We start from the raw sequence: 24094 nt of genomic DNA on the forward strand, positions 1-24094 counted from the left end.
ACAGGGACGTACTTGCAGCGTGTCCCGCGAACCCGCACACCCCCACCCCGCGCGACCAAGCCAGCACTCGCACGCACGTCCCCACAGCAATCCAGAACCCCCCCAAACAAACGCCCAAACAAAAAGGCGGAGGAAAATCCCCCGCCTTTCAGCTGCAGAACCAGGAAAAAACCGATCAGGTCAACGCAATCGACTTGTTCTTGCGCTCGGCCAAGCGCTTCTCCAGGTAGTGGATGTTCTGCCCACCCGCCTGGAAGCCCTTGTCGCGCATGATCCGCTGCTGCAGGGCCACGTTCGTCTTGATCCCGTCCACCACCATCTCGCTCAACGCAACGCGCATCCGCGCAATCGCCGTCTCGCGGTCCGGCCCGTGCACGATCAGCTTGCCCACCATCGAGTCGTAATTCGGCGGCACCCGGTAACCGCTGTAGATGTGCGTATCCACCCGCACCCCCGGACCGCCCGGCGGATGGAACGCCGTGATCTGGCCCGGACTCGGCACGAACGTCTCCGCATCTTCCGCGTTGATCCGGCACTCGATCGCGTGCCCGGTCAGCACCACGTCGCTCTGCTTGATCGTCAGCTTCTGCCCGGCCGCAATACGCAGCTGCTCGCACACCAGATCGATCCCGGTCACCATCTCCGTCACCGGATGCTCCACCTGCACGCGGGTGTTCATCTCGATGAAGTAGAAGCGCCCGTCCTCGAACAGGAACTCGAACGTACCCGCGCCGCGATAGCCGATCCGGATGCACGCTTCCACGCACACCTTGCCGATCTGCTCGCGCATCTCCTCGGTGATCCCCGGCGCCGGCGCTTCTTCCACCACCTTCTGGTGCCGGCGCTGCATCGAGCAGTCGCGCTCACCCAGGTGGATCGCATTGCCCTGGCCGTCGGCCAGCACCTGGATCTCCACGTGGCGCGGATTTTCCAGGAACTTCTCCATGTACACCTGGTCGTTGCTGAAGGCCGCCTTCGCTTCGGACTTGGTCGTCTCGATCGCCGCCTTCAACGATGCCTCGGCATGCACCACGCGCATGCCGCGGCCGCCACCGCCACCGGAGGCCTTGATGATCACCGGGTAGCCGATCTCACGTGCGATCTTCGTGTTGGCCACGATATCGTCGGTGAGCGGGCCGCCCGAGCCGGGCACGCACGGCACGCCGGCGGCCTTCATCGCGCGGATCGCCTCCACCTTGTCGCCCATCAGACGGATGGTGTCGGCCTTGGGCCCGATGAAGATGAAACCGGACTCTTCCACGCGCTCGGCAAAGTCGGCGTTCTCCGACAGGAAACCGTAACCGGGATGGATCGCCTGCGCGTCGGTCACTTCCGCCGCCGCGATCAGCGCCGGGATGTTGAGGTAGCTCTCAGACGACGGTGCCGGGCCGATGCAGACCGACTCGTCGGCCATCGCCACGTGCTTGAGGTTGCGGTCGACCGTGGAATGCACGGCCACCGTGCGGATGCCCAGGGTGTGGCACGCGCGCAGGATGCGCAGCGCGATCTCCCCTCGGTTGGCAATAACGACTTTGTCGAGCATGGACGAGTCCTTAGCCGATCACGAACAGCGGCTGGTCGAATTCGACCGGCTGGCCGTTTTCGCCCAGGATGGCGACGATGGTGCCGGAGACATCGGCTTCGATCGGGTTGAACATCTTCATCGCTTCGATGATCGCCAGCGTCTCGCCGGCCTTGACCGCCTGGCCCACCGACACGAAGGCCGGCTTGTCCGGCGAGGACGACGAATAGAAGGTGCCGACCATCGGCGCGCGCAGCACGTGGCCTTCCGGCAGCGCATTGCCCGGCTTGGCGGTGCCGCCGGTGGAGGCTTCGGTGGGCGACTGCATCGGCATCGCCGGCGCGGACGGCTGGGCCGGGGCCGGGGCCATCATCACCTGCGGGGCCTGCATCATGCCGTAGCCGGAGACCGGGGCACGCGACAGGCGCACCGACTCTTCGCCTTCCTTGATTTCGATTTCAGCCAGGTTCGACTCTTCCAGCAGGTCGATCAGCTTCTTGATTTTGCGGAGATCCATAGAGGCCTCTTTAGCTCGTGGTGTCAGTGTGGTGGGAAGCGCAGCGCGCTCGGGTCAAAGCAAGTCGTAGAAGTCACGCAGCTGGCGGGTGCGGTCACGCGCCAGCGTGGTCAGGCAGCGCATCTGCGCGCCATTGCGGGCCGAGCCATCGGAGTTGAGGGCGTACACCGCGTTGCAGTCGTGGTCGCGCAGCTGCATCCAGGCGCGCTGGGCCAGCACCAGCTGCTGTTCGGCATCGCCGCACCAGCCGCACTGGCCGCCATTGGCCGGGCTGCGCAGCTGCCGCCGCGCCTGCGCATACACCGCGTTGAGCTCGACATCGGCCGCGGCGGCCACGTCGGAGGCGCACAGGTCGTGCTCCATCGTGGTGGTCGGGTGGGCGCAGTCGATGCCCTCGTCCGCGCGGTCGGCCGCGGCCGCGCGGGCACACAGGCCGGCGGACAGCACGAGGCAGGCGAGGGCGTGCCAGCGGGTCATCAGGCGCCGACGCCCTGCAGCCGGCCCAGCGCCGCGTCCATCGCGTAGCGATAGCTGTCCGCGCCGAAGCCGCAGATCACCCCGACCGCCTTGTCGCTGAAATAGCTGTGCTGGCGGAACGGCTCGCGTGCATGCGGGTTGGACAGGTGGATCTCGATGAACGGCACCGCCACCGCGGCCAGCGCATCGCGCAGGGCCACCGAGGTGTGGGTGAAGGCGGCCGGATTGATCAGGATGAAGGCGGTGCCGTCTTCACGGGCGGCCTGCACCCGATCCACCAGGATGTGCTCGGCGTTGGATTGCAGGCTGTCCAGGGCGTGCCCGGCGGCCTGCGCCTGGGCCAGCAGGGCCTGGTCGATCTGCGCCAGCGTGGTGTGCCCATAGACCCCCGGCTCGCGCGTACCGAGCAGGTTGAGGTTGGGACCATGCAGGACCAGCAGTTTCGCCATGGGGGCCACGAAGCGGGAAAGGGCGAAGTCTGGCGGAAGCGGTGGATGGTGTCCAGTTCGGCGAAGTTACGCGTGTTTCAAGCGTTCGTTTGAATCTTGGCGCGGATCGCTGTGGCAGGGCGGTGTCGGCCGGATCGGCAAGGCACGCGCTGCCTTATCATCCACCGTCCCCCTTCCCGCGCCGGCATCATGGATCGAGCCCGTACGCCCCCCTTCCGCTCACCGTCGCTGTCTACGCGGGTGCTCCTCCTCGCCCTGCTGCTGGCGTGCTCGGCCGCCACCCTGGCCCAGACCGCGCGCAAGCCCTCGGGCTACGACGCGCGCCCCGGTGCCGGGGCCGACCCCGCGCCGCCGGCGACCGGGCCGGACGCGTTGCCGCGCATCGACGACCGCGCGCAGTTCATGCAGCTTGCCCGGGTCTACAACGCCGGCACGCCGCTGGAGATGCCGCACCTGATCTTCGTGATCGACCGTCGCAACGACGCGCGCATCTACTACATCAACACGCCCCGATTTGCGCTGCATGAGCAGTTCGTCCGCCGCCAGCGGTTGCTGCCCGGCATGGACAAGGCCACGCTCAATGCGCAGTACCGCGACCCGCAGCGGCGGTTCCTGTTCGGCACCGTGAGCTGGCAGCGCGACCTGCCCGGTTATACCTACGAATTCTGGGAGGGCGACCAGCTCACCGCGGCGCTGCTGCGGCAGACCGACCAGGTGGTGCATGCCTCCTTCGGCCCGGCGATCCGCTTCAAGACCAACTCCACCCAGCACGAGCAGGTGGCCCGCGCCACCGGGCTGCCCTTCGTCACCCAGGAAGCGCTGCTGCGCGAGCAGCGCTTCCTGCCGCTCAATACCGGGCGCGCCGAAGGACGGCTGCGGATCGTGCGCTCGGCCGCGCAGCTGCGCACGCTCACCCCGCGCGACATCCCCGTGCTGGACGAGGTGCCCATCGCGCTGGCCCCGGTGGCCGGGCTGGTGACCCAGCGCCCGTCCACGCTGCTGTCGCACGTGAACCTGCTGGCCAAGGGCTGGGGCATTCCCAACGTCTACCTGCGCGATGCGCAGACCGCCCTGCGCGCGTACGACGGCCGCTGGGTGGCGCTGGAGGTCACCCACAACAACTACACCGTCACGCCGCTGGCCGGCCCGCCGCGCACGCCGGCCAGCGGCGCGGCCACCCCGCCGCCACGGCCAGTGGCGGGCGCCCTGCCGCGCCCGGATCTGTCGGTGACCGCGCTGAAGCCCCTGGCGGCGCTGCGCGCGCGCGACAGCCGCCACTGCGGAGTGAAGGCCGCCAACCTGGGCACGTTGAAGGTGGCGCTGCCGCCGGCCGCGCGCGTGCCGGACGGCTTCTGCATTCCGTTCTCGCACTACCAGGCGATGATGACGCGGCTGCAGGTGCCGCAGCGGCTGGCCACGCTGCAGCGTCGCCCCGGCTTCGACCGCGATCCGGAGGTGCGCCGCGCGGCGCTGGCCACGCTGCGCGCGGAGATCGCCGATGCCGCGCCGGACCCGGCTTTCCGCCAGGCGCTGGAGGCGCAGTGGCAGGGGCAGCTGGAGGGCGCCGGCGTGTTCGTGCGCAGTTCGTCCAACTCCGAGGACCTGCCCGGTTTCAGCGGTGCCGGCCTGTACACCACCGTGCCCAACGTGACCCGCGGCGATGCCCTGGCCAAGGCGGTGCAGACGGTGTGGGCCTCGGTGTTCAACTTCGAAGCCTACGAAGCGCGCGCGGCGGCCGGGCTGGGCCAGGATGCGGTGGCCATGGCGGTACTGGTGCAGCGCGCCGCGCCGTCGGACAGCGCCGGGGTGATGATCACCCGCGATCCGTTCGATGCCGCCCGCCGGCATGTCACCTACCTCTCGGCCAAGCGCGGGCTGGGCATCCGCGTGGTGGAGGGCAAGCGCCAGGCCGAGCAGGTGATGTATTCCTCGTGGTCCAAGGCGGTGCAGGTGCTCAGCCACTCGGCCGAAGACACCCAGCTGGTGGCCAGTGCCGGCGGCGGCGTGCGCGAAGTGCCCATCACCGGCTCACGCCAGGTGCTGACCGATGCCCGCATCGCGCGGCTGGCCAAGGTGGGCGTGACGATCAAGCAGGCGCTGGGCGGCGTGGACCAGGATATCGAGTGGGCCGTGGTGGGCGATGAGGTGCTGATCCTGCAGTCGCGGCCCTACGTGGAAGGCAAGGGGCGGTAGTCGTAGCGGCACCGCCCCCTTGGCGCATCAGAGGCCTTCCGGCTCCTGGTAGTCGCTCTCGTCGTAGCTGCCGGCGATGGTGCAGGTCAGCTGGCGGCCGTCGCCCTCGGCCAGCATCAGCTCGCCCATCGTCGTGGTGCGACCGCCGGCCGCGTTGAGCTTGGCCGCCTTGCGCACGGCCGCCATGCTGGCATCCACATCGGCGCTGTAGCTTTCGCCCAGTTCACCACTGGTGTCGATGAAGAGCGTCACCTGGCGCACCGGCAGGCCGAACACGGTGAACGGCGCGGGCGGGGTGAACGGGCCGACGCCACCGGTGCCGTCATGCGGCAGTGCCTGCCAGGCGGCGGTGGTCATGTCCGGCTTGGTACGGCATTCGAGGGCGGCCTGCAGCGCGGGCGCCACCGCTTTCCACTGCGCCGCGTCCAGTGCATGTGCGGCCGGTGCGGCCAGCGTGCCCAGCAGCAGCGCGGCCAGTGCATTGCATCGCGCGCGGCGCGGGGAGGACATCCTTGAAGGTGTGGGCATCATTCCATTCCAGTTGAGCGGTAGGGTTGGCCAGCTGACGCGTTGGCTACGCCCTGGCGCCGCAAGTCTACGATGCGCGTCGCAGCGCACCAAGCAACCATCGCGGTGCGACGGACCGCGCAGCGCGGGCTGCGCACCGATGCGTGGCGGTGCGCAGACGCAGCGTCGCAGCAACGCCGCCTGTGCAGGCAAACGGCACCCAGCCGTCGATGCCGTGGGTGCGCTGGCGGCTATGGCATGATCGGCGGCACGCGCCGGCCCGCTACATTTTTCTGGCGCATCCACTCCTTGCCCCTGCCAGGTGGTCCTTGATGCGTCGACCGTTGCTGCTCGCGCTGTGCCTGATGCTGTCATCCACCGCCAGTGCGATCGTGATCCGCGCCGATCTCGACGATGCCGCGTACCGGGTGCCGGCCAGCACGTTCCCGGCCCTGGTGGACATGCCCGGCGAGGGCCACGGCGTGTTGATCGCCCCGCAATGGGTGGTCACCGCCGCGCACACGATTCCGCTGCATGGCGAACTGAAGCAGGTCACGCTGCTGGGCACGCCACGGCCGGTGGAGCGCGTGGTGGTCCATGCCGGCTACCGCCCCTTGCCGCCGCTGTTGATCGAGCAGGCCATGGCCAGTGGCGAGGCGATGTTGATCGTGGCCTACCTGGCCGACAGCGATGACATCGCGTTGATCCAGCTGGCCCAGCCGGTCACCGACGTGACGCCCGCCGAACGGCGCGGCGACAGCGTGCGCGCCGGCGAGACGGTGCAGCTCCTCGGCAAGGGCGCCACCGGGCAAGGCGTGGCCGGCTACGATCCGGCCGGGCCGCATCGCACCGCGCTGCGGCGCGCGTACAACCAGGTCACCAGTGCGTACGGACGGTGGTTCTGTTACCGCTTCGACGCACCGCCTGCCGCCGTGGCGCTGGAAGGCACGCTGGGCAACGGCGACAGCGGCGGACCGGTGCTGGTGCAGGCGCAGGACCAGTGGCAACTGGCCGGCGTTGCGTCGTGGAAAGTGGTGCAGGGCAATGTGATCACCGCCCGGTATGGCCGCTATGGCGAAGTGGCGTGCAACGTGCGCCTGAGCCACTACGCCGACTGGATCGACGCGGTGATGGCCGGCGAGGAGCCTGCGGCCGGGTGATGGCCGATACGCGCGCCGCAGGGAGGCGCCGCGGCGTTACCCGCACGGTGCGGTCCACCTGCATGACCGTCGCTCGGCTTCCGTGCCTGGCAGCGTTATCGTGGGTACCGTTCCCGGCCGCCTTCGCGCCGGCATCCCTTCGTCCCGCTGCCCACGCGCAGCGCCTGACCCGCCTGACCCGCCGGATCCCATGACCGAATTCAGTTTCCTCGACGACTACAGCGAAGGCGCGCACCCGCAGATCCTGCAGCAGCTGGCCGCCACCAACCTGGTCCAGCAGACCGCTTACGGGGCCGATGCCTACAGCACCGAGGCGGCCGCGCACATCACCGCGCAGCTGGGGCCGGGCTTTGCCGGGGCCGTGCACTTCGTGGCCAGCGGCACGATGGCCAACGTCGTGTGTATCGCCAGTTGCCTGCGCCCGCACGAGGCGGTGATCAGCGTGGCCGCCGGGCATATCGTCACGCGCGAGGCCGGGGCGATCGAAGCCACCGGGCACAAGCTGATCACCGTGCCGGCCGAGGACGGCAAGATCACCCCGGACAACATCGCCAAGGCGCTGGCGGCCAACGCGCACTTCCCGCACATGGCGCGGCCGAAGCTGATCTACCTCTCCAACGCCACCGAATCGGGCACGGTCTACACGCTGGCCGAACTGCGGGCGATCTCCGCACTGGCCCGCCAGCACGGGTTGCTGGTGTTCATGGATGGCGCGCGGCTGGGTGCGGCGCTGGCCTCGCAGCGCAACGACATGACCCTGGCCGACATCGCCTCGCTGGTGGACCTGTTCTGGATCGGCGGCACCAAGGTGGGTGCCCTGCTGGGCGAGGCGATCGTGATCGCCAACCCGGCGCTGGTGCCGGACTTCGGCTTCCACCTCAAGCAGCGTGGCGGCATGCTGGCCAAGGGCCGGCTGCTGGGCATCCAGTTCCAGGCGCTGTTCGGCCCGGAGAAGTTGTTCACCACGTTGGCCGTACATGCCAACGCCATGGCCGCGCGGCTGGGGGCGGGCATCGTCGCCGCCGGCGGCCGGCTGGCCACGGCGACGCAGACCAACCAGGTCTTCGCCATCCTGCCCGACGCCGTGGCGGCGGCGGTGCAGGCGCGCTTTGCCTTCTACGTGTGGGAACCGGCCGACGCCGGCCATTCGCTGGTGCGGCTGGTGACGTCCTGGGCCACCACGGAGGCCAACGTGGACGCGTTCCTGGCCGAGCTGCGCGCGGCGATGCCCTGAACGGAGCGCCCTCGGCACGGGCGCCTTGAATTACTAGCCAATCGGTCTAATATGCCAGGCTTGGACGCTTCCCTCGCCACCGCCCCGCGCCGACGCGGCCGCCCGCCCAAGGCCGAGCGCAGCTTCGACGACACCCGCCGGGCGCTGCTGCAGGCGGGCATGGCGCTGCTTACCGAGCGCGGCTTCGCGGCGACCGGCCTCGATGCGCTGCTGCGCGGGCTGGGCGTGCCCAAGGGCTCGTTCTATCACTACTTCGCCAGCAAGGAAGCCTTCGGCCTGGAAGTGCTGGCCGCCTACGACGCCTACTTCTGCCGCAAGCTCGAGCGCCACCTGCAGGACACCACGTGCGACCCGCTGGCGCGCATCGCGCAGTTCGTGGACGACGCCGCCGCCGGGCTGGCGCGCTTCGCCTATGCGCGCGGCTGCCTGGTGGGCAACCTGGGGCAGGAGGTGGTGACCTTGCCGGCGCTGTACCGCGCCCCGCTGGTGGAGGCCTTCCACGGCTGGGAGCAGCGGCTGCAGCAGTGCCTGCACGATGCCCAGGCCGCCGGCCAGCTGCGCGCCGACGCGGACTGCGCCACGTTGGCGCGCTATTTCTGGATGGGCTGGGAAGGGGCGGTGCTGCGGGCCCGGCTGGAGCGCAGCGGCGAACCACTGGCCGTGTTCCTCGCGTGCTTCCTGGCAGGGCTGCCGCGCTGACCCCTTTTTTGCCCATTTATAGACGGTCGGTCTAAATGCATGGCCGGCCCTTTTCCCCCGCACCACGGAGACTGCAATGTTCAACGCCGTATACATCGAGAAGAACGAACAGGGCCAGCAGGCACGATTGGCCGCACTGGACGAGGACGCCTTGCCGGCCGGCAACGTCACCGTGGCGGTGGAATACAGCACGCTCAATTACAAGGATGCGATGGCCATCACCGGCAAGGGCGGGGCGGTGGTGCGCCAGTTCCCGATGGTGCCCGGCATCGACCTGGCCGGCACCGTGCTGGCCTCCAGCGACCCGGCCTACCAGCCGGGCGATGCGGTGCTGCTCAATGGCTGGGGCGTGGGCGAGCGGCATTGGGGCGGCTTGGCCCAGCGCGCCCGCGTCGACGGCGACTGGCTGGTCCCGCTGCCGGCGGGGCTCTCCGCGCGCCAGGCGATGGCGCTGGGCACGGCCGGCTACACCGCGATGTTGTGCCTGCAGGCGCTGGAGCGGCACGGCCTCACCCCCGCCGATGGCGAGGTGCTGGTGACCGGTGCCAACGGCGGGGTCGGCAGCGTGGCGATCGCGCTGCTGGCCCGGCAGGGCTATCGGGTGGTGGCTTCCACCGGGCGCCCGCAGGAGGCGGCGTACCTGCAGGCGCTGGGCGCGGCCGAGGTGATCGACCGCGCCGCGCTGTCCAGCCCGGGCAAGCCGTTGCAGGCCGAGCGCTGGGCGGCGGCCATCGATTCGGTGGGCAGCCACACGTTGGCCAACGTCTGCGCCGGCCTCAAGGCCGATGGCGCGGTGGCCGCCTGCGGGCTGGCCCAGGGCATGGATTTCCCCGCCACGGTGGCGCCCTTCATCCTGCGCGGGGTGAGCCTGCTGGGCATCAACAGCGTCACCCGCCCGAAGGCCGAACGCGTGTCGGCCTGGGCACGCCTGGCCACGGACCTGGACCTGGACCAGCTGGATCGGATCACCCATGAGATCGCCCTGGGCGATGCCATCGACGGCGCGTCCCGGCTGATGGACGGCGGCGTGCGCGGTCGCCTGGTGGTGGACGTCAATCGCTGACCGGCCGGGCAGGCAGGGCTTGCACCGCACGCCCTGCCTGCCGACCATGCAGCGAATGCAATCACGACAGGGAGGTGTGGGGATGGCGCATGCGTGGGTGGGGCTGTTGCTGTGGGTGCCGCTGGCGGTCAGTGCCGCCGAGGCGGACGCGCTTTACATCGAGTTCCTGTGGGCCAGTCCGCCGGCCGGTGCCTTGGCGCGGCAGCAGACCCGTCAGTTCGTCACCGAGGGCGCCTTCGCGCACCAGATCTGCGTGGCCGCCGAGGCGCGCGACAAGGACGTGGGCGGGCTGACCCTGGACATTGCCGATGCCACGGGTGCCCCGATGTCGCGCCATGTGTTTGCCGACTACCGCGGACGCAAGCGCTGTTTTCCTGCCGACCTCGGGCACGGGGGCGCGCCGGGCCTGTGGCGGGTGGGCGTGGCGTTGGGCGATGGCCGCCAGGCCGAGGCGATGATCCGCGTGGACCGCCGGATCGAAGCGTCGCCGTACCTGCGCGAACCCGGCATTGCCTATGTATACGGACGGCCCAACTACGATGCCGGCATCCCCGCCGAGCAATGGGTGGGGCGGGTGGAATGGCAGATGGACGTGGATGCGCAGGGCCGGGTGACGCACGTGCAGGTGGTCAGTGCCGAGGGGGTAGGCGAGCGTCTGCGCGAGCGCGCCATCGCCGCCGGGTACATCAGCCTGTTTCCGCCCGATCCGGCGCGGCTGACCACCCCGCTGCAGGTGCGTCGCTCGCTGTCCTTCGCGCCCGAGTAGGCCACCGGCGGCGCCCCCTCACGCCCGCGCCGCGAACGTGCCGTGGAAGCCCAGCGGCACCGCATACGGCAACCAGGCCTGTGCCACCGGGCCGGCGTCGACGTGGCGGGCATCGAGCACGGCGATGCCGCTGCGCTGGTTGGCCGCATCCAGCAGGGTGCCCACCAGCCAGCCGTCGTCGGCGTTGCGGCTGCCCGGGCGCGGCACGAACACGTGTTCCTCGGCGAGGATGTCGCGGCCGTAGCGATGCACGACGCGGCGGCCGCGCGCCACGTCGTAGGCGGCCACGGCGTTGAAATAGGGGGCGGTGGTGTCGCCCTGCATCGCCGGTGCGTACAGGCGTGCGCCCTGGTTGCCGGCGCTGCGCGTGTCGAACAGCGGGAACTCGATGCCGGTGATGCCGGTGTCTTCCCAGTGCGCCTCGCCGCTGCGCAGGTCCAGGTGCAGCTCGCGCAGCGAGGCGTTGGAATTGGCCGCGTGCGCGGCATCGCCGGCCATCGCCGCCTGCATCGGCGAGCGGGCTTCGTTGATGTCGTCGTGGCGCACGGTGCGCACCACGATGCGGCCGTTGCGCTGGTACGCATCGCCGAAATGGTAGGCGGCGGTGAAGTCGGCCTCGAACCACTGGGCGGTGTCCGGCGCGGCCTTGGGCACCACGGCAATCCGGCACGGGCGGTCCGGGGTGAAGCGCAGCCGCTCGAAGAACGGGCCACCGCCTTCCCTGTAGTCGAAGGGCATCAGCATGAAGACCAGGTGCGTGGCGGTCATCGCGAAGGCATGCAGGTAGCCGAGGGTCGGTGTCTCCAGCACGCTGGCCGAGCGCAGCTGCCCGTCCGCGCCGATCTTCCAGACCAGCAGGCCGGTGCCGCCCAGCATCGCCAGCGAGCCGAAGTTCCACACGGTGCCGTCGTGGTCCACCAGCGGGTGCGCCGAGAACGGCAGGCTGGCCAGGTCCGGGCGCCAGGTGGTCGGCCCCAGCGTGGTCAGTTCGTCCGGCGTCAGCTCGAACGCCGAGCCGGCCTCGCACAGCGCGAACAGGCGCCCATTGAGGGTGATCACCGAGGTGTTGGCCGCGTTGGCATCATCGTTGTTGCGCACTGGCTGCACGTCCGGGACCGCGGTGCCGGCGGCCGGGTACAGGAAGCGCCCGGCCTTCTGCTCGCGGGTGAACTTGGGCGTGGCCACCATGCGCGCGCGATGGGTGAGGGTGCCATCGCCGTTGAAGTGCCAGCCGTGGACCATGCCATCGCCATCGAACCAGTGGTCGTAGCGGAAGCCGTTGCGCTCGGTCCAGGCCGGGCCGTTGCGGTACAGCGTGCCGGCCAGCCCGGCGGGCAGGCGGCCCTGCAGCGGCACCGTGGCCGGGCCGAGCGTTTCGGTGGTCACGCTGCGCCAGCCGGTCAGCCACGGGTGCTCGGCGCGGGCGCTGGCGAACCGGGCGGCATCGCCGGCGTGGGCCGGCAGGCTGCGCAGCGCGGTGGCCCCGATCATGGCGGTGGTGGTGGCGGACAGCAGCGAGCGGAGGAAACAGCGGCGATCCATGCGGGCCTCGGGGTTGGATGGGGGGGGAAGGGCGGAGGCCGGCTCAGCGCAGCGCGATGCGGATGGCCGCGCCGTCGGCCGGCACGTGCACGCGTGCTTCGTCGAAGGTGGGCTTGCGCATCACCTGCGGGTTGTTGCTGAAGCCGTAGCCTTCCACCGGCATCCCGACCAGGTTGGTGTCCAGCTTGCCGTTGCCGTTCTCGTCGTGGGTGACCAGCACCGCGTAGTCGCCGGCGGCCACGTCCTTGAACACCACGTGGGCCTGATCGGCCGTGGGCACCAGCGCCTGGGCCTGCACCGGCGCGGCCTTGCCGTCCCAGCCGGCGCTGCTGTCCACCAGCGCCAGGCGCACGCTGCCGGTCTGCACGCGGATGCCGTCCAGGTCCACCTGCAGGTCGCCGGCCGAGGCCGAGGCGGCCAGCAGCAGGCCGGCGAAGGGAAGGCAGAACAGGGCGTTGCGGATCATGGCGTGGCTCCAGGGTGGGTGTGGTGCCAGTCTGTCCATCGGCGTGCGGCGCGCCCATGCCCAGTGGTCATCGATCCGCAGTGCCGGAAGTCACTTTCTGCGCCGGCCCCATTGCCGGGCGGGTCGCTGCGCGGGCAGCATGCCGCCATGCCCACCTTCCTGCGCACCCTCATCAGCCCACTGAGCCTGGCCGGCCTGCTCACCATCGCCGCGGTAGGCCTGTCGCTGGGCGTGCCCACCGATGCCGGCGGCGCACTGCGCTGGGGCCTGCTGGGAACGTTCATGGCGGTCTTCCTCGCCTACGACCACCTGCCGGCGCGCTCGCCGCTGCGGCTGGCCAGCGATGTGCTGCAGATGGGCATCGCGCTGTGGCTGGCGTGGCTGGAGCCGCGCGTGGGCACCATGCCGGTGCTGCTGGTGGTGCTGGTGGCGCACCTGGCCGAGCACTGGTCGCCGCGCGCGGTGCTGGCCACGGCGGTGGCCCTCAACGTGAGCCTGTACCTGCTGCTGCGCCAGAGCGGCTTCAACGCGCCGTTCCTGATCGTGGCGATCTACGCCGGGTTCCAGGCGTTCGCCGCGCTGACCGCCCACTATGCACGCAGCGCCGAGCAGGCGCGCGATGCGCTGAGCCGGGTCAACGCCGACCTCCTGGCCACCCGCGCGCTGCTGGCCGACAGTGCGCGCGATGCCGAGCGGCTGCGCCTGGCCCGCGAGCTGCACGACGTGGCCGGGCACACGCTCACCGCGATGCGGCTGAACCTGCGCGCGCTGGCCAGCGATCCGGCGCTGGCCGGGCGCGAGCCCCTGCAGCTGGCCGAGCGGCTGTCGGCCGAGCTGCTGGGCGACATCCGCAAGGTGGTGCAGTCCATGCGCGATGACCGCGGCCTGGACCTGGCCACCGCGCTGCAGGCCCTGGCCGCGCCGTTCCCGCGCCCGGGGCTGCGCCTGCGCATCGCCGAACAGGTACGCATCACCAACCCGCTGGTGGCCGACGCGCTGCTGCGGCTCACCCAGGAAGCACTGACCAACGCGGCCCGCCATGGCGATGCCGACACGGTCTGGCTGGACATCGACAAGGAAGACCACTGCGTGCGCATCGACATCCGCGACGACGGCCAGCGCGCCGAACGCATCCGCGAAGGCAACGGCATCACCGGCATGCGCGAACGCCTGGCGGCGCTGCAGGGCCAGCTGGAGGTGGCGCGTACCGATCGCGGCGGCATGCACCTCACCGTGCGGGTGCCGGCATGAGCGCCGCACCGACCCTGCGGGTGGCGCTGGCCGATGACCAGGCGCTGGTCCGTGCCGGCCTGCGCGCACTGCTGCAGGGCCTGGGCGTGGCCGTGGTGCTGGAGGCCGAGGACGGCCAGGCGCTGTTGGCGGGCCTGCTGACCCAGCCGGTGGACGTGGTGCTGAGCGACATCCGCATGCCCGGCGTGGATGGCATCCAGGCGCTGCAGCAGCTGCGCGCGCGCGGCGACCGCACGCCGTGGCTGCTGCTGACCACCTTCGATGACAGCGACCTGCTGCTGCGCGCCAGCGAGGCCGGTGCGCAGGGCTTCATGCTCAAGGACGCCGCGCCCGAAGACCTGCACGAGGCGATCCGGCGCGTGGCCGCCGGCGATACGCTGCTGCTGCCGGTCAGCACCGACCCGGTGCGCGCGCGCTACCGCTTCCATGACCAGGCGCCGCCCAGCGATACCTTCGGCGACAAGGAAGTGGCGATCCTGCGGCTGCTGGCCGGCGGCTATTCCAACAAGGAAATCGCGCGCAGCCTGTTCCTGGCCGAAGGCACGGTGAAGAACTACGTGTCCACCATCCTGGACAAGCTGGGGACGCGCGACCGCACCCGCGCGGTGCTCAAGGCGATCACGCTGCGGGTGATCTGACGCGCCAGTGGGCGGCCGCCGCCGCGCGACTCAGGCGCCCGGCGTGGTCTGCCTGGTCCGCAGCGCGGACAGGTCCTGCCGCGCACGGATGGCACGTCGGTGGTTCACCCACCACACCAGGCCCGGCAGCCCGTACAGCAGGGCCCCGACCAGCAGGAAGATCTTGAATGCGGTGTTCATGGCGTGTCGATGTTCCGGGCGACAGCGTCAGTTCAGCAGAACCGCCGTGAAGCCGCCGTCCATCCCGCCGGCGGCGTGACTTCATGCCCGCCCCACATGCGCTTTGTAGGCTGATGACCTACCGGCTGCATCGCGCAGCGCAGGACGGGAGTTTCGATGGTCGCCGATACGCGCTCCACCCCACCGCCGCCTTCACCGGCGCGACGCCTGCTGGGCATGCTGTGGCTGGCGGCCGCCGTGCTGGGCGTGGGCATGCTCTGGAACAGCCGCTGGGCAGACACGCCGCGGGCAATGTGGACGTTGGCGCGGCTGCCGCCGCCCCGCGCGCTGCCGGTCCCGGTGGCCGGGGTGTCGGCCCGGCGCATCGCCGACACCTTCGGTGCGCCACGCGGGCGCGACCGCACCCATGCCGGCATCGATATCTTCGCCGCACGCGGCACCCCCGTGCACAGTGCCAGCGACGGGATCGTGGTGGCGATCCGCGACAGCGGGCTGGGGGGCCGCCAGGTCTGGGTGCTGGGCCCGGCGCGCGAGCGCTACTACTACGCCCACCTGGAAGGCTGGCGCGAGGGCCTGGCCCGCGGGGAGGTGGTGGCGGCCGGCACGGTGCTGGGTTACGTGGGCGACAGCGGCAATGCCAAGGGCACGCCGCCGCACCTGCACTGGGGCATCTATGGCGCCGACGGTGCCTACGATCCGTTGCCGCTGCTGCGCGCCTGGCCGCCCGCGCTGGCCGGCCGCACCCCACCGGCCCGGTGAGCGCGCGGCCCGGCCCCTCCGCGGTTTACAGCGTCATGGTCACGGCCAGGAACACGCTGCGACCGGGTGCCGGCGAGAACATCGGCTGGTCGTTGCCGCCCCAGAAGAAGTTGTCGTACCAGGCGTAGGCATACGAACGGCCGGTGAGGTTCTTTACCTGCAGTTCCAGCGACACCCGCTCGTTGAGGTCGTAACCCGCACTCGCGTCGAGCACCGCAAAGCCGCCGTAGCGGCCCTGCTGGTTGGTCTCCTCGATGAAGTAGTCGCCCTGCATGCGGCCCTGCACGCCCACGTGCCAGGGCGCATCCGGCCGGTAGTCGGCGCCCACGTTGCTGATGTAACGCGGCGTGGCGAGCACGTCGTTGCCGGCCAGCGAGCGCCCGTCGGCGGTGAACGCGCTCACCACCTTGGCCTGCTGCAGGGCGTGGGACGCCCACACGGTCCAGTGCGGCCCCAGGCGCGTGTTGACCTGCAGGTCCAGCCCGCGCCGGCGGGTCTGGCCAAGCCCCACCGTGGTGCCGGTGGCGGGCATGTTGGCCACCTCATCGGTGGCGTCCTGTTGCCACGCCGCCAGGCGTGCTTCGGTGCCTTCGATCGGCCGGAAGGTGATGCCCAGCTCCTTGCCGGTGTTGATCGAGGGCCGGAACGCGGCCTGGCCGGCGGTGAGGTAGGCCGGTGCGGTGGAGCCGGTCAGCACCTGGAAGGTGCGGCCCCAGTTGGCGTAGACGTTGACCGCCTGGCCCAGCGCGTACATCACGCTCAGCTTGGGCTGCTCGATCCAGCCGTAACGCTGCAGCGGCGCGCGCACGTTGCCGGGCAGGTGGGTGTCGCCGGAGAACCGGTCCACGCGGAAGGCCGGCACGATCTTCAACGCCTCGGTCGGCTGGATCACCGCCTGCAGGTAGCCGCCCACGTTGTCCAGCCGGTAGCGGTCGTCGTTCTGCACGCGCGCCGGCGTGGCATCGAAATCGGTGGGCAGCGCGTAGGCATGGCGCAGGCGCCGGTAGGCGTTGTCCTGCTGTTCGGTGTTGACCCCGCCGGCCAGGGTGAGGCGATCATTGGCGCGCCAGGTGAGCGTGGCCAGCAGGCCGGTCTGTGCCTCGTCCCACTGCCGGCGCTGGCGCGGCGCGTTGCCGGGCACGTAGTCGGTGAAGGTGACCTGCCGGTCATCCTCGTAGCGGTTGTAATACAGCTTGCTGCTCAACTGCAGGCGGTCGCTCAGGCGCAGGTCCAGGTGGGTGCCCAGGTGGCGCATGTCGCGCACGTCGCCATCGTTGGCATTCTTCGCCGGCGAGGCACGGCGTGCGCCTGCCAGCTCGGCGGCGGTGAGGAAGCCGGGCTCGTCGGCCTGGTGGTGGTACACCCGCGCGACCAGCCCGGCCTTGAGGCCGGCGTCCTCATCGTCCACGAACCACTTGCCGCCCAGCGAATACTTGCGCGACCGGTCGTGCTCGCGATAGCCGTCGGCAGCCTGGTAGGCGGCCACGTAGTTCTGCGCGATGCCGTCGGCCTGGTGGCCGTGCACCCATTGCAGCTCGCGCGTGGCGAAGCTGCCCACGGCCAGCCGGGCGTGGCTGTAGTTGCCGCCCTGGCGCGTGCTGAAATTGATGTTGCCGCCGATGCTGTGCAGGCCGTAGCGCGGGTCGTTGGTGCCGCGCACCACCTCGATGTAGTCGATGTCCAGCGGGAACAGCATGTCCATGAAGCGTTGGTTGCCGCTGTTGACGTTGCTGGGGATGCCATCGATCAGGATCTTGATGCCGTTGATGTAGCCCTCGCCGTTGAACGCGCGGAAGGTGGCCTTGCCCGACTCGGCGCCCTGGCGGGTCTCGGTGAGCTGCATGCCCGGCATCTGCCCCAGCAGCTCCCAGCTGTTCATCACGTTCTTCCCGGCAATCTCCCCCGCGCCCATCACATCCACCGAGGTCAGCACCTGGCGCGCGGCCAGCGGGCCGCTGCTGGCACGCCCACGGGCCTCCACCCGGCCCAGGGTGACGGTGGCCTCCGCGTCGGTGTCGGGCTCCGTCGCCGCGGTGGCGTCAGGGGCGAACAACGCCGCGATCAAGGCGGAGGCGAGGGCGGGGGACTTCATCGGCGGGGACGTCTTCAAAGGGGGAGGGCGCGGGTGCGTCGCCGATGATAGTGAAAAGATATAACATTGCAATCCGCGCTCGGCACGCTACGCGCACCCTTCGCGCGCATCCGGCCCCTACGCCGCGCCGCGCAGCCAGGCCGCGATCGCCTCACGCAGCCGCGGGTGTGCCGGCGGGGTGATCCCGAAAGCCTCGTCCAGCACCTGCAGCACCGCGTCCACATCGGCCAGCGGCCGCCGCTCGCTGGGCTGGCCGGGGCGGTGCACCGTGTAAACGCCGCCGCCCAGCGTGCGCCGCCAGCCCGGCCCGGCCAGCGCCACCCGCAACTGGCCGGGGAAGGTCGAGTGCGGGTGCGTGCACACATACCAGTTGCCCACCACGTGGTCGATCGGCGCCTGCACCTGCAGGTCGAAGCGGTACAGCGGCCGCCATTGCCCGTCGACCTCCACCTGCAGCAGGTAGTCCTGCCCGTGCCTGTCCAGCCGGTAGTAGCCATGCGGGGTGGCCTGGGCGAACCGATGGTCCAGGCGCAGTGGGCCGGTCGGGGTGTTGCCGCCAAAGCCCACGTCGGCGATGTAGTCCACCGCGTCGATGCGCACCATCACCAGCATGTGCGTGCGCGCGCCGGGCGAAGGATCGGTCTGTCCCATCACCACCCGGGCGGCGAGCGCGCGCGCGTCGAAGCCCAGCTGCTGCAGCAGCGCCAGGAACAGCCCGTTGAGTTCATAGCAGTAGCCGCCGCGGCCTTCCCGCAGCAGCTTGTGCTGCACGCTGGGCAGGTCGATGGCCACCGCGTCGCGCAGCAGCGTGCTCAGGGTCTCGAACGGGAAGATGGCGTTGTGCCGCGCCTGCAGCAGCGCCAGCGTTGCCAGGCCGGGCGCGGGCTGCGTATGCAGGCCGAGCCGGGCCAGGTAGGCATCAAGGGTGGGCGCATCCATTGGAAGGGGTCACGGGGGAGGTGCAGGCACTCTGGCAGCTCAACCGTGGTTGAGGTCAAGCCGGGCAGCAAGCAGGGCCGCTGTCCGCCGACGGTCATCTTGTCGTCGCCTGTGCCGGCTACAACAGACCCGCAGGGCCGCCTGCGATGGCGGTGTTCAACTCGGGTCTAAAGTTCCTTCATCAGCCGCCGATATCGATGCGTCCCCTTGCCTGGAGTCGCCCATGTCGGTCGTCCCCCACCGCCCGTTGTCCGCACCCGTCCGCCCGCGCTGGCGTCCCGCCTGGCGATCGCTTGCCGCCACCGCCACCGGCCTGCGCCGGTTGAGCGTGGCCGCCAGGATCAAGGCGGCGCTGGCGGTGTGCGGCGCCGGCCTGCTGGTCATCGCCGGTGTGTATGCCTGGACTGGCCACAACGCCAGCCGCGCCGCGGCCACCTTCGCCGCCCACCAGCAGGACGCGGCGCTGGCCTCCGCGCTGGCCACCCAGGTGGCCGAGGCGCGCCGCCTGCAGACCCGCTATGCGGTGAGTTTCGATGATGCCGACCGCGCCGCGCTGCGCCAGGCGCAGGACACCCTGCAGCAGTCGCTGGCACGCCTGCAGCGTACGCCGCACGACACCGGCAGCGCCAGCGCGCTGCGCACCCTGGCCGAGCGTACCGGCGCATTTGCCGACGGCATCACCGCGCTCAATGCGCGCGCCGATGAGATGGGGCGCGGCGAGGGAGGGTTGCGCGCGCAGCTGGAGGCGCAGGCGGCTGCCGTGGACGCCCAGCTTGGCGAAGCGGCGCCGGCCGCGCTGGCGGCGCAGTGGCAGGCCATGCGCCGCCACGAGGCACTGCTGCTGCTCACCGGCGATGCCGCCCACACCGACCGTGCCAGCGAGGCCAAGCTGCCCTTCGAGCTGGCGTTGTCGGTCGCCGGCCTGCCGGTGGCCACCCAGGACGCGCTGCGCGAGGGCATGGACGCCTACCAGGGCGCGCTGCTGGCCTATACCGCCGCGCGCATCGGGCTGGACGTGGAGGCGCAGTCGCTGGCCGATACCGCCGACCAGATCAGCCCCGCCCTGCAACGGCTGGAACTCGTGCAGGCACAGGCGCTGGATGCCGCCCGCACGCGCCAGCATGGCCAGTCACGGGCGATGACGCTGCTGTTCGGCGCCACCCTGGCGCTGGTGGCGGTGGTGTTGATCACCAGCCTGGTGCTGGTGCTGCGCGCGGTGCGACGCCCGATCGCCGATACCCTGCGCTTTGCCGAAGACATCGCCGAGGACCGGCTGGACAGCGTGCTGACCGTGCACAACCCGCACGACGAGATCGGCCAGCTGGCGCAGCGCCTGGTGCACATGCAGCAGCGGCTGCGCGAACGGATCGAGGCCGAGCGGGCCAGCGCACGCGACAACGCCCGGGCGCGGCAGGCGCTGGACAGCGCGCAGACCGGCATCATGGTGATCGACCCGGAGGGCCGCATCAGCCTGCTCAACCGCGCGCTGCTGGGCGAGCTGCAGGCCAATGAAAGCGATTGGCGCGGGCAGCCCGCGATGGCCCTGCACCCGGCCTTCGCCGGGCTGTCGCTGTCCACGCAGGCGCCGGCAGCGGCCAGCCACGAGATCGAACATGCCGGCACCCGCTACCAGCTGGTCATCACCCCCATCATCGACCAGGGGCATTGCCTGGGCGCCGCGGTGGAATGGCGCAGCCGCGCGCTGGAAACCACGGTGGAAACCGAACTGGCCGCGCTGGTCGATGCCGCCGCGCACGGCCAGCTGCACGGCCGTATCGACCTGGCCGGCAAGCAGGGCTTCGTGCTGACCCTGGCGGTGAGCATCAACGGCCTGCTGGACACCTTCCAGGGCAACCTGTCCGGGTTGCAGGTGCTGCTCTCCGCGCTCGCCCACGGCGACCTGCGCGCGCGCATGCAGGGCCAGTTCGACGGGGTGTTCGCGCAGATGCGCGATGACGCCAATGCCACCGTGCAGCAGCTCACCGATATCGTCGCGCGCATCCAGCAGGCCTCGCAGGCCATCAACGGCGCCGCGGGCGAGATCGTGGCCGGCAACCAGGACCTGGCCGGGCGCACCGAGCGCCAGGCCGCACACCTGGAAGAAACCGCCTCGTCGATGGAGGAACTCACCGCCACCGTGCGGCAGAACGCCGAGGCGGCCCAGCAGGCCAACCAGCTGGCCCTGCAGGCCACCGGGATCGCCCAGCAGGGCGGTGCGTCGGTGGCGCAGGTCACCGCGCGCATGGGCGAGATCGCACAGGCCGCCCACCGCATCGCCGACATCACCAGCATCATCGACGGGATCGCGTTCCAGACCAACATCCTGGCGCTGAACGCGGCGGTGGAGGCCGCCCGCGCCGGCGAGCAGGGCCGCAGCTTCGCGGTGGTGGCCGGCGAGGTGCGCCTGCTGGCCCAGCGCAGCGCCGATGCCGCGCGGCAGATCAAGGGCCTGGTCGAGGCTTCGGTGGCGACGGTGGCCACCGGCACCCGGCAGGTGGATGAAGCCGGCGCCACGATGGGCCAGATTCTGGGCAGCGTGCAGCAGGTCAGCGCGATCATGGCCAGCATCTCGGCCGCCTCCCAGCAGCAGAGCGCCGGTATCGAGCAGGTCGGGCAGACGCTGCTGGCCATGGATGGCAGCACCCAGCAGAACGCGGCGCTGGTGGAGGAGGCCTCGGCCTCGGCCCACGCGATGGCGCGCCAGGCCGGCGTGCTGTCCGATGCGGTGGCCGCCTTCGTGCTGACCCCGGCCGTGGTGCGCGCGCCGCCGCGGCTGGCGGCGGTGTAGGCCACGCCGACGCCACCTGCACTGTCCTTTCACTGGCCGCTTGCGGGGCCGCTCACTATCCTGCGTGCATGAGTCCTCCCCGCAAGCGTTCCCCTGCTCCCACCACCGCCGCCTTCGTGCGCGTCCGTGGTGCCCGCGAACACAACCTCAAGGATGTCGACGTGGACATCCCGCGCGATGCGCTGGTGGTGTTCTGCGGCATCTCCGGCTCGGGCAAATCGTCGCTGGCCTTCGGCACCCTGTACGCCGAAGCGCAGCGGCGCTATCTCGAATCGCTGTCGCCCTACGCGCGCCGGTTGATCGACCAGGTGGGCGTGCCCGACGTGGATGCCATCGACGGCCTGCCGCCGGCGGTGGCCCTGCAACAGCAGCGCGGCACCGCCAGCGTGCGCTCCAGCGTGGGCAGCGTCACCACCCTGTCCAGCCTGCTGCGCATGCTGTACTCGCGCGCCGGCACCTACCCGGCGCGGCAACCGATGCTGTTTGCCGAGGACTTCTCGCCCAACACCCCGCAGGGCGCCTGCCCGCACTGCCACGGGCTGGGCCACGTGTACGACGTGACCGAGCAGTCGATGGTGCCCGACCCGTCGCTGAGCATCCGCGAGCGCGCCATCGCCGCCTGGCCGCCGGCCTGGCACGGCCAGAACCAGCGCGACATCCTGGTCACCCTCGGCTACAACGTGGACATCCCCTGGCGCGAGCTGCCGAAGAAGCAGCGCGACTGGATCCTGTTCACCGACGAGCAGCCGGTGGCCCCGGTGTATGCCGGCTTCACCCCGGCCGAAACCCGCGCCGCGGTGCGCCGCAAGGAAGAGCCCAGTTACATGGGCACCTTCAGCGGTGCGCGTCGCTATGTGCTGCACACCTTCGCCACCACGCAGAGCGCGATGATGAAAAAGCGCGTGGCGCGCTTCATGGTCGGCACCGCCTGCCCGGTGTGCGCGGGCAAGCGGCTCAAGCGCGAAGCGCTGTCGGTGACCTTCGCCGGGCTGGATATCGGCGCGCTGTCCCAGCTCTCGCTCAGCGCCATGGCCGAGGTGCTGCGCCCGGCGGCCGAGGGCCGCTTCGAGGCGCCCGCCGCGCGCGGCACCCGCAGCCGCGCGGCCGGGCAGAAGGCGCTCAAGGCACGCGCCGCGGCCGGCGGCCCGGCCCACGTGGGCGGCAGCGATGTACGCCGCACCCCGGACCTGTCCGAAGAAAAACGCATCGCCGCCCAGCGCATCGCGCACGACCTGGTGGCGCGCATCGGCACCCTGCAGGAGCTGGGCCTGGGTTACCTCTCGATGGATCGCGCCACGCCCACGCTGTCGCCCGGCGAACTGCAGCGGCTGCGCCTGGCCACGCAGATCCGCTCCAGCCTGTTCGGCGTGGTGTACGTGCTCGACGAACCCACCGCCGGCCTGCACCCGGCCGATGGCCAGGCCCTGTACCGCGCGCTGGACCAGCTCAAGGCCGGCGGCAATACCTTGTTCGTGGTCGAGCACGACCTGGCGATGCTGCGTCGCGCCGACTGGCTGGTGGACGTGGGCCCCGGCGCCGGCCAGCACGGCGGGCAGGTGCTCTACAGCGGCCCGCCGGCCGGCCTGCGCACGGTCAAGGCGTCGCTGACCGCGCCGTATCTGTTCGAGGACGGCACCGGCGCGCGCCGCACCCCGCGCACGCCCACCGCGTGGCTGCAGCTGCGCGGCATCCACCGCAACAACCTGCACGGGCTGGACGCGCGCTTTCCGCTGGGCGCCTTTACCGCCGTCACCGGAGTGTCCGGCTCGGGCAAGTCCAGCCTGGTCAGCCAGGCCCTGGTCGAGCTGGTCGGTGAACACCTCGGCCACGAGGTGGTGGCCGAAGAAGGCGACAGCGAACTGCCGGTGCCCGACCGCCTGGAACGCACGCGCGGCCGGCTGCTGGGCGACGTCGCGGCGATCAAGCGGCTGGTCAACGTGGACCAGAAGCCAATCGGGCGCACGCCGCGCTCCAACCTGGCCACCTACACCGGCCTGTTCGACCACGTGCGCAAGCTGTTTGCCGGCACGCCGCTGGCGAAGTCGCGCCGCTACGCGGCGGGGCGTTTTTCGTTCAACGTGGCCCAGGGCCGCTGCGAAACCTGCGAAGGCGAGGGCTTCGTGCACGTGGAACTGTTGTTCATGCCCAGCGTGTACGCGCCGTGCCCCACCTGCCATGGGCAGCGTTACAACGCCAAGACGCTGGAGGTGACGTGGCAGGGCCGCACCGTTGCCGAGGTGCTGGCGATGACCGTGGAGGAGGCGCTCACGTTCTTTGCCGAGCAGGCGCCGGTACAGCGACCGCTGCAGCTGCTGCATGACATCGGGCTGGGCTACCTGCGGCTGGGCCAGCCGGCCACGGAGCTGTCCGGCGGCGAGGCGCAGCGCATCAAGCTGGCCACCGAGCTGCAGCGCAGCCAGCACGGCAGCAGCCTGTACGTGCTTGATGAACCCACCACCGGGCTGCACCCGGCCGACGTGGACAAGCTCATGCAGCAGCTGCACGGGCTGGTGGATGCGGGCAACACGGTGGTGGTGGTGGAACACGACCTGCGCGTGGTCGCCGATGCGGACTGGGTGATCGACGTCGGTCCGGGCGCGGGCGAGGAAGGCGGCACCGTGGTGGCCGCCGGCACGCCCGCGCAGGTAAGCGCCACAGCCGGCAGTGCGACCGCGCCCTTCCTGCGGCACTGGTTCAGCTGAGCCACGCATCCGCACGCAGCAGCCTTGTCGCTGCTTTCTCAGGTTCCTTTTCCACCTGCGGGGCGAGGCTTTGCAGAGGCAGGCGAGTGCGTTGCCTTGTCACTTGGGGCGGGTACGGGCGGGGGTGCGGGACACGCTGCAAGTCCCGCT

21 protein-coding genes are annotated in these 24094 nt (G+C 70.8%); 11 read left to right on the forward strand and 10 right to left on the reverse strand.

All coding sequences use genetic code 11. The annotated features are described in order from the left end of the window. Nucleotides 1-175: 175 nt before the first annotated feature. The 4 genes from accC to aroQ are packed head-to-tail and all read right to left on the reverse strand — an operon-like array spanning nucleotide 176 to nucleotide 2965. Nucleotides 176-1543: an acetyl-CoA carboxylase biotin carboxylase subunit gene (accC, locus tag RSA25_RS12325; RefSeq protein ID WP_332809154.1), complete on the reverse strand. Its 1368-nt coding sequence runs from the start codon at nucleotides 1541-1543 to the stop codon at nucleotides 176-178. Nucleotides 1544-1553: 10 nt separating this feature from the next. Continuing rightward, nucleotides 1554-2039 carry an acetyl-CoA carboxylase biotin carboxyl carrier protein gene (accB, locus tag RSA25_RS12330; RefSeq protein ID WP_332809155.1) on the reverse strand — a complete coding sequence of 162 codons (486 nt, stop codon included), beginning with the start codon at nucleotides 2037-2039 and terminating at the stop codon, nucleotides 1554-1556. 54 nt (nucleotides 2040-2093) lie between these two features. Continuing rightward, a complete protein-coding gene (locus RSA25_RS12335) occupies nucleotides 2094-2516 on the reverse strand; it encodes a lysozyme inhibitor LprI family protein (RefSeq protein ID WP_332809156.1) in 423 nt (140 codons plus the stop codon). Continuing rightward, nucleotides 2516-2965, reverse strand: a complete 450-nt coding sequence (gene aroQ / locus RSA25_RS12340) for a type II 3-dehydroquinate dehydratase (RefSeq protein ID WP_332809157.1) — start codon at nucleotides 2963-2965, stop codon at nucleotides 2516-2518. The genes RSA25_RS12335 and aroQ overlap by 1 nt, the downstream gene beginning before the upstream one ends. Before the next feature lie 240 nt (nucleotides 2966-3205). Between aroQ and RSA25_RS12345 the strand changes: the two genes are divergently transcribed. Then, on the forward strand, nucleotides 3206-5158 hold the full coding sequence (locus RSA25_RS12345) for a PEP/pyruvate-binding domain-containing protein (protein WP_332809158.1): 1953 nt from the start codon (nucleotides 3206-3208) through the stop codon (nucleotides 5156-5158). 27 nt (nucleotides 5159-5185) lie between these two features. Here the strand turns inward: RSA25_RS12345 and RSA25_RS12350 are convergent, their stop codons facing one another. Continuing rightward, complete coding sequence (locus RSA25_RS12350) at nucleotides 5186-5686, reverse strand: hypothetical protein (protein ID WP_332809159.1); 501 nt, start codon at nucleotides 5684-5686, stop codon at nucleotides 5186-5188. A 311-nt stretch (nucleotides 5687-5997) separates the two neighbouring features. Here RSA25_RS12350 and RSA25_RS12355 point away from each other — a divergent pair, with 311 nt between their 5' ends. The 5 genes from RSA25_RS12355 to RSA25_RS12375 all read left to right on the forward strand — a co-directional run bounded on the left by RSA25_RS12355 (nucleotide 5998) and on the right by RSA25_RS12375 (nucleotide 10587). Then, entirely contained in the window at nucleotides 5998-6825 is an 828-nt protein-coding gene (locus tag RSA25_RS12355; RefSeq protein ID WP_332809160.1) for a trypsin-like serine protease, read from the forward strand. Between the two features lie 190 nt (nucleotides 6826-7015). Next, nucleotides 7016-8059, forward strand: a complete 1044-nt coding sequence (locus RSA25_RS12360; protein ID WP_332809161.1) for an aminotransferase class I/II-fold pyridoxal phosphate-dependent enzyme — start codon at nucleotides 7016-7018, stop codon at nucleotides 8057-8059. Between the two features lie 60 nt (nucleotides 8060-8119). Beyond that, entirely contained in the window at nucleotides 8120-8758 is a 639-nt protein-coding gene (locus RSA25_RS12365; RefSeq protein WP_332809162.1) for a TetR family transcriptional regulator C-terminal domain-containing protein, read from the forward strand. Between the two features lie 76 nt (nucleotides 8759-8834). Beyond that, nucleotides 8835-9821: an MDR family oxidoreductase gene (locus tag RSA25_RS12370; protein WP_332809163.1), complete on the forward strand. Its 987-nt coding sequence runs from the start codon at nucleotides 8835-8837 to the stop codon at nucleotides 9819-9821. Nucleotides 9822-9903: 82 nt separating this feature from the next. After that, nucleotides 9904-10587, forward strand: a complete 684-nt coding sequence (locus RSA25_RS12375; protein ID WP_332809164.1) for a hypothetical protein — start codon at nucleotides 9904-9906, stop codon at nucleotides 10585-10587. Nucleotides 10588-10605: 18 nt separating this feature from the next. On the opposite strand, the gene RSA25_RS12380 is transcribed toward RSA25_RS12375, so the two are convergent. Together RSA25_RS12380 and RSA25_RS12385 are read right to left on the reverse strand one after the other, a co-directional pair. Then, nucleotides 10606-12129: a carotenoid oxygenase family protein gene (locus RSA25_RS12380; protein ID WP_332809165.1), complete on the reverse strand. Its 1524-nt coding sequence runs from the start codon at nucleotides 12127-12129 to the stop codon at nucleotides 10606-10608. Between the two features lie 43 nt (nucleotides 12130-12172). Continuing rightward, on the reverse strand, nucleotides 12173-12595 hold the full coding sequence (locus RSA25_RS12385; protein ID WP_332809166.1) for a DUF2141 domain-containing protein: 423 nt from the start codon (nucleotides 12593-12595) through the stop codon (nucleotides 12173-12175). A gap of 147 nt (nucleotides 12596-12742) precedes the next feature. Here RSA25_RS12385 and RSA25_RS12390 point away from each other — a divergent pair, with 147 nt between their 5' ends. After that, on the forward strand, nucleotides 12743-13846 hold the full coding sequence (locus RSA25_RS12390) for a histidine kinase (RefSeq protein ID WP_332809167.1): 1104 nt from the start codon (nucleotides 12743-12745) through the stop codon (nucleotides 13844-13846). Beyond that, the gene (locus RSA25_RS12395) at nucleotides 13843-14484 is read left to right on the forward strand and encodes a response regulator transcription factor (RefSeq protein WP_332809168.1); all 642 of its coding nucleotides are present in this window, start codon (nucleotides 13843-13845) and stop codon (nucleotides 14482-14484) included. The genes RSA25_RS12390 and RSA25_RS12395 overlap by 4 nt, the downstream gene beginning before the upstream one ends. 30 nt (nucleotides 14485-14514) lie before the next feature. Here RSA25_RS12395 and RSA25_RS12400 read toward each other — a convergent pair whose 3' ends face one another. After that, nucleotides 14515-14664, reverse strand: coding sequence for a hypothetical protein (locus RSA25_RS12400; protein WP_332809169.1), 150 nt, complete (start codon nucleotides 14662-14664; stop codon nucleotides 14515-14517). A 156-nt stretch (nucleotides 14665-14820) separates the two neighbouring features. Between RSA25_RS12400 and RSA25_RS12405 the strand changes: the two genes are divergently transcribed. After that, a complete protein-coding gene (locus RSA25_RS12405; protein WP_332809170.1) occupies nucleotides 14821-15423 on the forward strand; it encodes a M23 family metallopeptidase in 603 nt (200 codons plus the stop codon). A gap of 25 nt (nucleotides 15424-15448) precedes the next feature. On the opposite strand, the gene RSA25_RS12410 is transcribed toward RSA25_RS12405, so the two are convergent. Both RSA25_RS12410 and RSA25_RS12415 read right to left on the reverse strand, forming a co-directional pair. Continuing rightward, nucleotides 15449-17515 (reverse strand): TonB-dependent receptor, encoded by a 2067-nt coding sequence (locus tag RSA25_RS12410; RefSeq protein ID WP_332809171.1) that lies wholly within the window; start codon nucleotides 17513-17515, stop codon nucleotides 15449-15451. A 117-nt stretch (nucleotides 17516-17632) separates the two neighbouring features. After that, complete coding sequence (locus RSA25_RS12415; protein ID WP_332809172.1) at nucleotides 17633-18454, reverse strand: arylamine N-acetyltransferase; 822 nt, start codon at nucleotides 18452-18454, stop codon at nucleotides 17633-17635. A gap of 223 nt (nucleotides 18455-18677) precedes the next feature. Here RSA25_RS12415 and RSA25_RS12420 point away from each other — a divergent pair, with 223 nt between their 5' ends. Together RSA25_RS12420 and RSA25_RS12425 are read left to right on the forward strand one after the other, a co-directional pair. Then, a complete protein-coding gene (locus tag RSA25_RS12420; protein ID WP_332809173.1) occupies nucleotides 18678-21242 on the forward strand; it encodes a methyl-accepting chemotaxis protein in 2565 nt (854 codons plus the stop codon). A 68-nt stretch (nucleotides 21243-21310) separates the two neighbouring features. Beyond that, on the forward strand, nucleotides 21311-23944 hold the full coding sequence (locus tag RSA25_RS12425) for an excinuclease ABC subunit UvrA (protein WP_332809174.1): 2634 nt from the start codon (nucleotides 21311-21313) through the stop codon (nucleotides 23942-23944). Nucleotides 23945-24094: the final 150 nt, after the last annotated feature.

It is taken from the genome of Stenotrophomonas sp., from assembly GCF_036662295.1.
Lineage (GTDB): Bacteria > Pseudomonadota > Gammaproteobacteria > Xanthomonadales > Xanthomonadaceae > Stenotrophomonas.

Excerpts from the sequence above, each read along its gene's own strand:
- accB (WP_332809155.1), bottom strand. The coding sequence starts at position 2,039 with ATGGATCTCCGCAAAATCAAGAAGCTGATCGACCTGCTGGAAGAGTCG.
- RSA25_RS12425 (WP_332809174.1), top strand. The coding sequence starts at position 21,311 with ATGAGTCCTCCCCGCAAGCGTTCCCCTGCTCCCACCACCGCCGCCTTC.
- RSA25_RS12410 (WP_332809171.1), bottom strand. The coding sequence starts at position 17,515 with ATGAAGTCCCCCGCCCTCGCCTCCGCCTTGATCGCGGCGTTGTTCGCC.
- RSA25_RS12370 (WP_332809163.1), top strand. The coding sequence starts at position 8,835 with ATGTTCAACGCCGTATACATCGAGAAGAACGAACAGGGCCAGCAGGCA.
- RSA25_RS12390 (WP_332809167.1), top strand. The coding sequence starts at position 12,743 with ATGCCCACCTTCCTGCGCACCCTCATCAGCCCACTGAGCCTGGCCGGC.
- RSA25_RS12360 (WP_332809161.1), top strand. The coding sequence starts at position 7,016 with ATGACCGAATTCAGTTTCCTCGACGACTACAGCGAAGGCGCGCACCCG.
- aroQ (WP_332809157.1), bottom strand. The coding sequence starts at position 2,965 with ATGGCGAAACTGCTGGTCCTGCATGGTCCCAACCTCAACCTGCTCGGT.
- RSA25_RS12380 (WP_332809165.1), bottom strand. The coding sequence starts at position 12,129 with ATGGATCGCCGCTGTTTCCTCCGCTCGCTGCTGTCCGCCACCACCACC.
- accC (WP_332809154.1), bottom strand. The coding sequence starts at position 1,543 with ATGCTCGACAAAGTCGTTATTGCCAACCGAGGGGAGATCGCGCTGCGC.
- RSA25_RS12355 (WP_332809160.1), top strand. The coding sequence starts at position 5,998 with ATGCGTCGACCGTTGCTGCTCGCGCTGTGCCTGATGCTGTCATCCACC.
- RSA25_RS12335 (WP_332809156.1), bottom strand. The coding sequence starts at position 2,516 with ATGACCCGCTGGCACGCCCTCGCCTGCCTCGTGCTGTCCGCCGGCCTG.
- RSA25_RS12385 (WP_332809166.1), bottom strand. The coding sequence starts at position 12,595 with ATGATCCGCAACGCCCTGTTCTGCCTTCCCTTCGCCGGCCTGCTGCTG.
- RSA25_RS12395 (WP_332809168.1), top strand. The coding sequence starts at position 13,843 with ATGAGCGCCGCACCGACCCTGCGGGTGGCGCTGGCCGATGACCAGGCG.
- RSA25_RS12400 (WP_332809169.1), bottom strand. The coding sequence starts at position 14,664 with ATGAACACCGCATTCAAGATCTTCCTGCTGGTCGGGGCCCTGCTGTAC.
- RSA25_RS12415 (WP_332809172.1), bottom strand. The coding sequence starts at position 18,454 with ATGGATGCGCCCACCCTTGATGCCTACCTGGCCCGGCTCGGCCTGCAT.
- RSA25_RS12420 (WP_332809173.1), top strand. The coding sequence starts at position 18,678 with ATGTCGGTCGTCCCCCACCGCCCGTTGTCCGCACCCGTCCGCCCGCGC.
- RSA25_RS12405 (WP_332809170.1), top strand. The coding sequence starts at position 14,821 with ATGGTCGCCGATACGCGCTCCACCCCACCGCCGCCTTCACCGGCGCGA.
- RSA25_RS12350 (WP_332809159.1), bottom strand. The coding sequence starts at position 5,686 with ATGCCCACACCTTCAAGGATGTCCTCCCCGCGCCGCGCGCGATGCAAT.
- RSA25_RS12375 (WP_332809164.1), top strand. The coding sequence starts at position 9,904 with ATGGCGCATGCGTGGGTGGGGCTGTTGCTGTGGGTGCCGCTGGCGGTC.